Genomic DNA, 6,750 nt, shown 5'->3' with positions numbered 1-6,750 from the left:
GGTGGCCGTCCCGGTGGCGGCCCCGGCGGCGGTGGCGCAGGTGCGCCCGGCCGTCCCGGTGGCTTCGGCGGTGGCCGGCCCGGTGGACCCGGCGGCCGCGGCCGCGGCGCGCCGACGCAGGGCGCGTTCGGGCGCGGTCCGGGGGGTCGTCCGGCGCGTGGCCGCAAGTCGAAGAAGCAGCGCCGCCAGGAGTTCGACAACATGCAGGCGCCGACGATCGGCGGCGTGCAGGTCCCGCGCGGAAACGGCGAGCAGATTCGCCTGCCGCGTGGTGCCAGCCTGGCCGACTTCGCCGACCGCATCGGTGCCAACCCGGGCTCGCTCGTGCAGGTCGTGTTCACGCAGCTCGGCGAGATGGTGACTGCGACCCAGTCGGCGCCGGAGGAGACGCTGCAGCTGCTCGGCACCGAGCTCGGGTGGGACGTGCGCATCGTCACTCCTGAAGAGGAGGACGCCGAGATCCTGTCGCGCTTCGACCTGGAGTTCGACGCCGACGAGGACGAGGCCGACCTCGTCGCCCGCGCGCCGGTCGTGACCGTCATGGGTCACGTCGACCACGGAAAGACGAAGCTGCTCGACGCGATCCGCCAGACCGACGTCGTGGCGAAGGAGCACGGTGGCATCACCCAGCACATCGGTGCCTACCAGGTGCACGCCACGGTCGAAGGCGTCGAGCGGACCCTGACCTTCATCGACACCCCCGGTCACGAGGCGTTCACCGCCATGCGTGCCCGCGGTGCCCAGGTCACCGACATCGCGGTTCTGGTCGTCGCGGCCGACGACGGCGTCATGCCGCAGACGATCGAGGCGCTCAACCACGCGCAGGCCGCCGAGGTCCCGGTCGTGGTCGCGGTCAACAAGGTCGACAAGGACGACGCCAACCCGGCCAAGGTGCGCCAGCAGCTCACCGAGTACGGCCTGGTGGCGGAGGAGTACGGCGGCGACACGCTGTTCATCGACGTCTCCGCACGCACCGGGCAGGGTCTGGAGACCCTGCTCGAGGCGGTCGCGCTGACCGCCGACGCCGCGCTCGACCTGCGGGCCAACCCGAACCGTGCCGCCGAGGGTGTCGCGATCGAGGCCAACCTCGACAAGGGCCGCGGCCCGGTGGCCACCGTGCTGATCCAGCGCGGCACGCTGCGGGTCGGGGACTCCATCGTCGCGGGCGACGCCTACGGTCGCGTCCGCGCGATGCTCGACGAGTACGGCGACCCGGTCGAGGAGGCTTCGCCCTCGCGTCCGGTGCAGGTGCTCGGGTTCACGAGCGTTCCGGGCGCCGGCGACAACTTCCTCGTCGTACCGGAGGACCGGGTCGCCCGCCAGATCGCCGAGCAGCGGCAGGCGCGCGAGCGGTTCGCCGAGCTCGCCAAGGGCCGCGGCCGGATGACCCTCGAGGACGTGCTCGAGCGCATCCAGCAGGGCGAGGTCAACCAGCTCAACCTGATCCTCAAGGGCGACGTGTCCGGTTCGGTCGAAGCCCTCGAGGACGCGTTGCTCAAGATCGACGTTGGTGCCGAGGACGAGGTCGGCCTTCGGGTGATCGGCCGGGGCGTCGGCGCCATCACCGAGAACGACATCAACCTGGCGCGCGCCTCCGACGCGGTGGTCATCGGCTACAACGTCCGCCCGGAAGGCAAGGCGCGCGAGCTCGCCGAGCGCGAAAAGGTCGACGTCCGCTTCTACTCCGTCATCTACGCCGCCATCGACGACGTGGAGAGCGCCCTCAAGGGCATGCTCAAGCCGGAGTTCGAGGAGGCGCAGCTCGGTACGGCGGAGATCCGCGAGGTGTTCCGGTCGAGCAAGGTCGGCAACATCGCCGGTTGCCTCGTGCGCAGCGGCACCATCGTCCGCAACTCCAAGGCACGCCTCATCCGAGACGGCGTCGTGGTCGCGGACAACCTCACCATCGCAACGCTTCGCCGGTTCAAGGACGACGCGACCGAGGTGCGTGAAGGCTTCGAGTGCGGTATCAGCCTCGGCAGCTACAACGACATCAACGTCGACGACGTGATCGAGACCTTCGAGCTGCGCGAGAAGCCCAGGGTGTAGCGCGATGGCTGACGACGCTCGGGTTCGTCGGATGAGCGTGCGGATCCGCGAGATCGTCGCGCAGTCGGTCGAGCACAACGTGAAGGACGCGCGGCTGGGCATGGTGACGATCACCGATGCCCGGCTGACGCCCGACCTTCGTGAGGCGACCGTGTTCTGGACCGTCTGGGGGGACGAGACGGTACGCGCGGACAGCGCCGCGGCGCTGGAGGCGTCCAAGGGCATGATCCGCACCGCGATCGGTCGGGCGACCGGGCTCAAGCACACGCCCTCGGTGGCGTTCGTGCTCGACGCGATCCCGGAGAACGCCCAGCACATCGAAGCGGTCCTGGCGCGTGCCCGCGAGGAGGACGAGCGGGTGCACAGCCTCGCCGAGCACGCCGAGCCGGCCGGCGAGGCGAACCCCTATCGCGAACCCGCCGACGCCGAGGAATGACCGACGGGCTGCTCGTCGTCGACAAGCCGGCAGGGTGGACGTCGCACGACGTCGTCGGCAAGGTCCGGCGGTTGGCAGGGACGCGGCGGGTCGGACACGCCGGCACGCTCGACCCGATGGCGACCGGCGTCCTCGTCATCGGGGTCAACCGGGCGACTCGGCTGCTCGGTCACCTCGCACTGCACGACAAGGCCTACGACGCGACGATTCGGCTCGGCAGCGCGACCACCACCGATGACGCCGAAGGCGAGCTCGTCGGCGGGGACGCTTCCGAGGCGGCAGCGTCGCTCACCGACCAGCAGATCGCAGACGCGATGTCGAGGCTCACCGGGGAGATCGGGCAGGTCCCGGCGAGCGTCTCGGCGATCAAGGTCGACGGCGTACGGGCCTACGCGAAGGCGCGGGCCGGGCACGCCGTGGTGCTCGAGCCGCGGCCGGTCACCGTCTCGGAGTTCTCCCTCACCGCGCGGCGCGGGGCCGAGCTCGACGTGCACGTGACGTGCTCGACCGGCACCTACGTCCGCGCCCTCGCCCGCGACCTCGGCGCCGCGCTCGGCGTCGGCGGCCATCTGACCGCGTTGCGACGGACCAGGAGCGGTCCTTACGCCGTCACTGAGGCGCGCACCGTCGAGGCGCTGGAGGCGAGCTTCGCACTGACCCCGTTGGCCGAGGCCGCGGCGCGAGCGTTCCCCTCCATCCAGGTCGACGCGCAGCAGGCGGCGCGGATCGCCAACGGTCAGCGGCTCGCCCTCGACGTGACGCCGCCGACCTCGGCGGTGTTCGCCCCTGACGGGAGGCTGGTCGCTCTTGTCACGGATCGTGACGGCGTGGCGCAGCCGGTCTGCGTGTTCGGCTGACCCGGGATACTGGTGGTGTGGTGAGCAGCGTCGTCCCGATCGGGGTGTTCGACGGCGTCCATCGCGGCCATCAGCTGGTGTTGCAGCACGCGGTCGACGCCGCCCGACGGCGCGAGGCGAAAGTGGTGGTCGTCACCTTCGATCCGCACCCGACCGCGATCCTCTCGCCGCGCCACGTCCCGCCGATGCTGACCACCCTCGACCGGCGGCTCTCGCTGCTGAAGGCGCACGGCGCCGACGACGTACTGGTGCTCGAGTTCACCCGTGAGCTGTCACGCCAGACCGCGGACGAGTTCGTCGAGCAGGTGCTCATCGACCGGCTCTCGGCCGTTCAGATCGTGGTCGGTCGTAACTTTCGGTTCGGCCATCGCGCGTCCGGCGACGTCGAGCTGCTCCGCAAGCATGCGCTGGCCGTCGACGACGTCCCGCTTCTCACGGCCGGCGGCACGGTCTCCTCGACCATGGTTCGTGACCTGGTCGTCCACGGTGACGTCGAGGCCGCCGCGGCGGCGCTCGGCCGGCTGCACCTGGTCGAGGGTCCGGTGGTGCGCGGCGACGCGCGCGGCCGCGCGCTCGGGTTCCCGACGGCCAACGTAGGCGTCGACGAGAGCATCGCCGTACCCCAGGACGGGGTCTACGCCGGGTGGCTGACCCGCGCCGACGGCACCCGGGTGAAGGCGGCGATCAGCGTGGGGACCAACCCGACCTTCGACGGCGTCGAGCGTCGCGTCGAGGCCTACGCGATCGACGTCGGTCATGAGCTGGATCTCTACGACGAGCACGTCACGGTCGAGTTCGCGAGCCGGCTGCGCGGCATGGAGCGCTTCGCGGACGTGGACGAGCTCATCGCCCAGATGCACCGCGACGTGGCCGTCGCTCGCGATTCCCTCAGCTGAGCGCCACTCGGCTACACTGGCAGGGTCACAAGAGTCTGCCCCTGTGGTGTAACCCTGCGGGCTGATCAATCAGGAGATTCCCTTTGCCGCTCGACGCAGCCGTCAAGCAACAGATCATCAGCGAGCACGCCACCAGCGATGGTGACACCGGCTCGCCCGAGGTGCAGATCGCGCTGCTGTCCCGGCGGATCTCCGACCTCACCGAGCACATGAAGGCTCACAAGCACGACTTCCACACCCAGCGCGGACTGCTGCTGCTCGTCGGCCGACGCCGCCGGATGCTGCGCTACCTCGAGAGCGTGGACGTCCAGCGTTACCGCACACTGATCGAGCGACTCGGCCTGCGCCGCTAGCTCGTTCGCACCCGAAAACACCGCGCGCGAGGTCCAAACACGCGAGCCTCGGTCCTCGGTAGTGGCGGCCGGACACCGGTCCGTTCGCTTCGATCGATGACCGGGCCCGTCGGACTCGCGCCTCGCGCGCCGAACCGAACGGAGAGCCCATGACGGGCACCGACAACAACGACACCTACAGCGCAGAAGCTGTTCTCAAGTGCTCGCTCGGCGAGCGCACCATCCGATTCGAAGCCGGCCGGCTCGCCCAGCAGGCAGCCGGCTCCGTCGTCACCTATCTCGACGGCGACACCATGCTTCTGTCGGCCACGACCGCGTCGAAGGCACCGAAGGACCAGTTCGACTTCTTCCCGCTCACCGTCGATGTCGAAGAGCGCCAGTACGCCGCCGGCAAGATCCCCGGCTCGTTCTTCCGTCGCGAGGGCCGGCCGAGCGAGGACGCGATCCTCACCTGCCGGCTCACCGACCGGCCGCTGCGCCCGAGCTTCGCGAAGGGCCTGCGCAACGAGATCCAGATCGTCTCGACGGTCCTCTCGCTCGACCCTGACCACCTCTACGACGTGGTTGCCATCAACGGTGCCGCCTGCTCGGTGCTGCTGGCCGGCCTGCCGTTCTCCGGACCGGTCGCCGGCGCGCGCGTCGCGCTGATCGACGGCGAGTGGGTGCCGTTCCCGACGTACTCCGAGCTCGAGCGCGCGGTCTTCGACATGGTCGTCGCCGGGCGTGTGGTCGAGGGCGGGGACGTCGCGATCATGATGGTGGAGGCCGAGGCCACCGAGAACACCATCGAGCTGGTCGCGGCCGGCGCCGTCGCGCCGACCGAAGAGGTCGTCGCGCAGGGCCTCGAGGCCGCCAAGCCGTTCCTCGCGGCCATCGCGGCCGCCCAGCAGCAACTGGCCGACCAGGCCGCCAAGGAGACCCGCGAGTTCCCGGTCTTCCTGGAGTACGGCGACGACGTGCTCGAGGCGGTGACCGCCGCGGTGAGCGACGAGCTCGCCACGGCGCTGACCATCGCCGACAAGCAGGAGCGCGAGGCCGAGCTCGACCGCGTGAAGGAGCTCGCCAAGGAGCGCATCGCCGCTGACTTCGAAGGCCGCGAGAAGGAGATCGGCGGCGCGTACCGCTCGCTGACCAAGAAGCTCGTGCGCCAGCGCGTGATCAAGGACGGCGTTCGCATCGACGGTCGAGGCGTGCGGGACATCCGCTCGCTGTCCGCCGAGATCGACGTGGTGCCCCGCGTGCACGGCTCCAGCCTGTTCGAGCGTGGCGAGACGCAGATCCTCAACGTCGCGACGCTGAACATGCTGCGCATGGAGCAGCTCGTCGACACGCTCTCGCCCGAGACCCGCAAGCGCTACATGCACCACTACAACTTCCCGCCTTACTCGACCGGTGAGACCGGGCGGGTCGGCTCGCCCAAGCGCCGCGAGATCGGCCACGGCGCACTCGCGGAGCGGGCGCTCGTGCCAGTGCTGCCGAGCAAGGAAGAGTTCCCGTACGCCATCCGCGCGGTCTCCGAGGCGCTCGGCTCCAACGGGTCCACCTCGATGGGCTCCGTCTGCGCCTCGACGCTGTCGCTGATGGCGGCCGGCGTCCCGCTCAAGGCGCCGGTTGCGGGTATCGCCATGGGTCTGATCAACGAAGGTGACGACTTCGTCACGCTCACCGACATCCTCGGCGCCGAGGACGCGTACGGCGACATGGACTTCAAGGTCGCCGGCACGCGCGAGTTCGTCACGGCGCTGCAGCTCGACACCAAGCTCACGGGCATTCCGGCATCGGTGCTCGCGGGTGCGCTGCAGCAGGCACGCGACGCCCGGATGACGATCCTCGACGTGATGGCGGACGCGATCTCGGCGCCTGGCGAGATGTCGCCGTACGCGCCGCGCATCATCACCGAGAAGATCCCGGTCGACAAGATCGGTGAGGTGATCGGGCCGAAGGGCAAGATCATCAACCAGATCCAGGCCGACACCGGTGCCGACCTGACCGTCGAGGACGACGGCACGATCTACATCTCGGCGGTCGGCGGCGAGGCGGCGGAGGCCGCGCTGCGCGCGATCCGTTCGATCGTGTCCCCGCAGCTGCCGGAGGTCGGCGAGCGCTACCTGGGCACCGTCGTGAAGACGACGACGTTCGGCGCTTTCGTGTCGCTGATG

The 6,750-nt window shown here is 70.1% G+C and carries 6 protein-coding genes; all 6 read left to right on the top strand.

Features of this window, described 5'->3' with window-relative positions:
* Nucleotides 1-2,049, top strand: a 2,049-nt coding sequence (gene infB, locus VG899_12345) for a translation initiation factor IF-2 (GenBank protein ID HWA67143.1), incomplete at its 5' end; no start/stop codon positions are given.
* A gap of 4 nt (nt 2,050-2,053) precedes the next feature.
* Nucleotides 2,054-2,485, top strand: coding sequence for a 30S ribosome-binding factor RbfA (gene rbfA / locus VG899_12340; protein ID HWA67142.1), 432 nt, complete (start codon nt 2,054-2,056; stop codon nt 2,483-2,485).
* Nucleotides 2,482-3,342, top strand: coding sequence for a tRNA pseudouridine(55) synthase TruB (gene truB, locus VG899_12335; protein HWA67141.1), 861 nt, complete (start codon nt 2,482-2,484; stop codon nt 3,340-3,342). The genes rbfA and truB overlap by 4 nt, the downstream gene beginning before the upstream one ends.
* 20 nt (nt 3,343-3,362) lie before the next feature.
* Nucleotides 3,363-4,238: a bifunctional riboflavin kinase/FAD synthetase gene (locus VG899_12330; GenBank protein ID HWA67140.1), complete on the top strand. Its 876-nt coding sequence runs from the start codon at nt 3,363-3,365 to the stop codon at nt 4,236-4,238.
* Nucleotides 4,239-4,321: 83 nt separating this feature from the next.
* Nucleotides 4,322-4,591, top strand: coding sequence for a 30S ribosomal protein S15 (gene rpsO / locus VG899_12325; protein ID HWA67139.1), 270 nt, complete (start codon nt 4,322-4,324; stop codon nt 4,589-4,591).
* Between the two features lie 149 nt (nt 4,592-4,740).
* The coding region (locus VG899_12320; GenBank protein HWA67138.1) for a polyribonucleotide nucleotidyltransferase at nt 4,741-6,750 on the top strand (2,010 nt) is incomplete at its 3' end.

Source organism: Mycobacteriales bacterium (assembly GCA_035550055.1).
GTDB lineage: Bacteria > Actinomycetota > Actinomycetes > JAFAQI01 > JAFAQI01 > DASZTV01.
This window is presented reverse-complemented; position numbering and strand designations above follow the sequence as displayed.

Coding starts and splice junctions, on each gene's coding strand:
- rbfA (HWA67142.1), top strand. CDS start 2,054: ATGGCTGACGACGCTCGGGTTCGTCGGATGAGCGTGCGGATCCGCGAG.
- truB (HWA67141.1), top strand. CDS start 2,482: ATGACCGACGGGCTGCTCGTCGTCGACAAGCCGGCAGGGTGGACGTCG.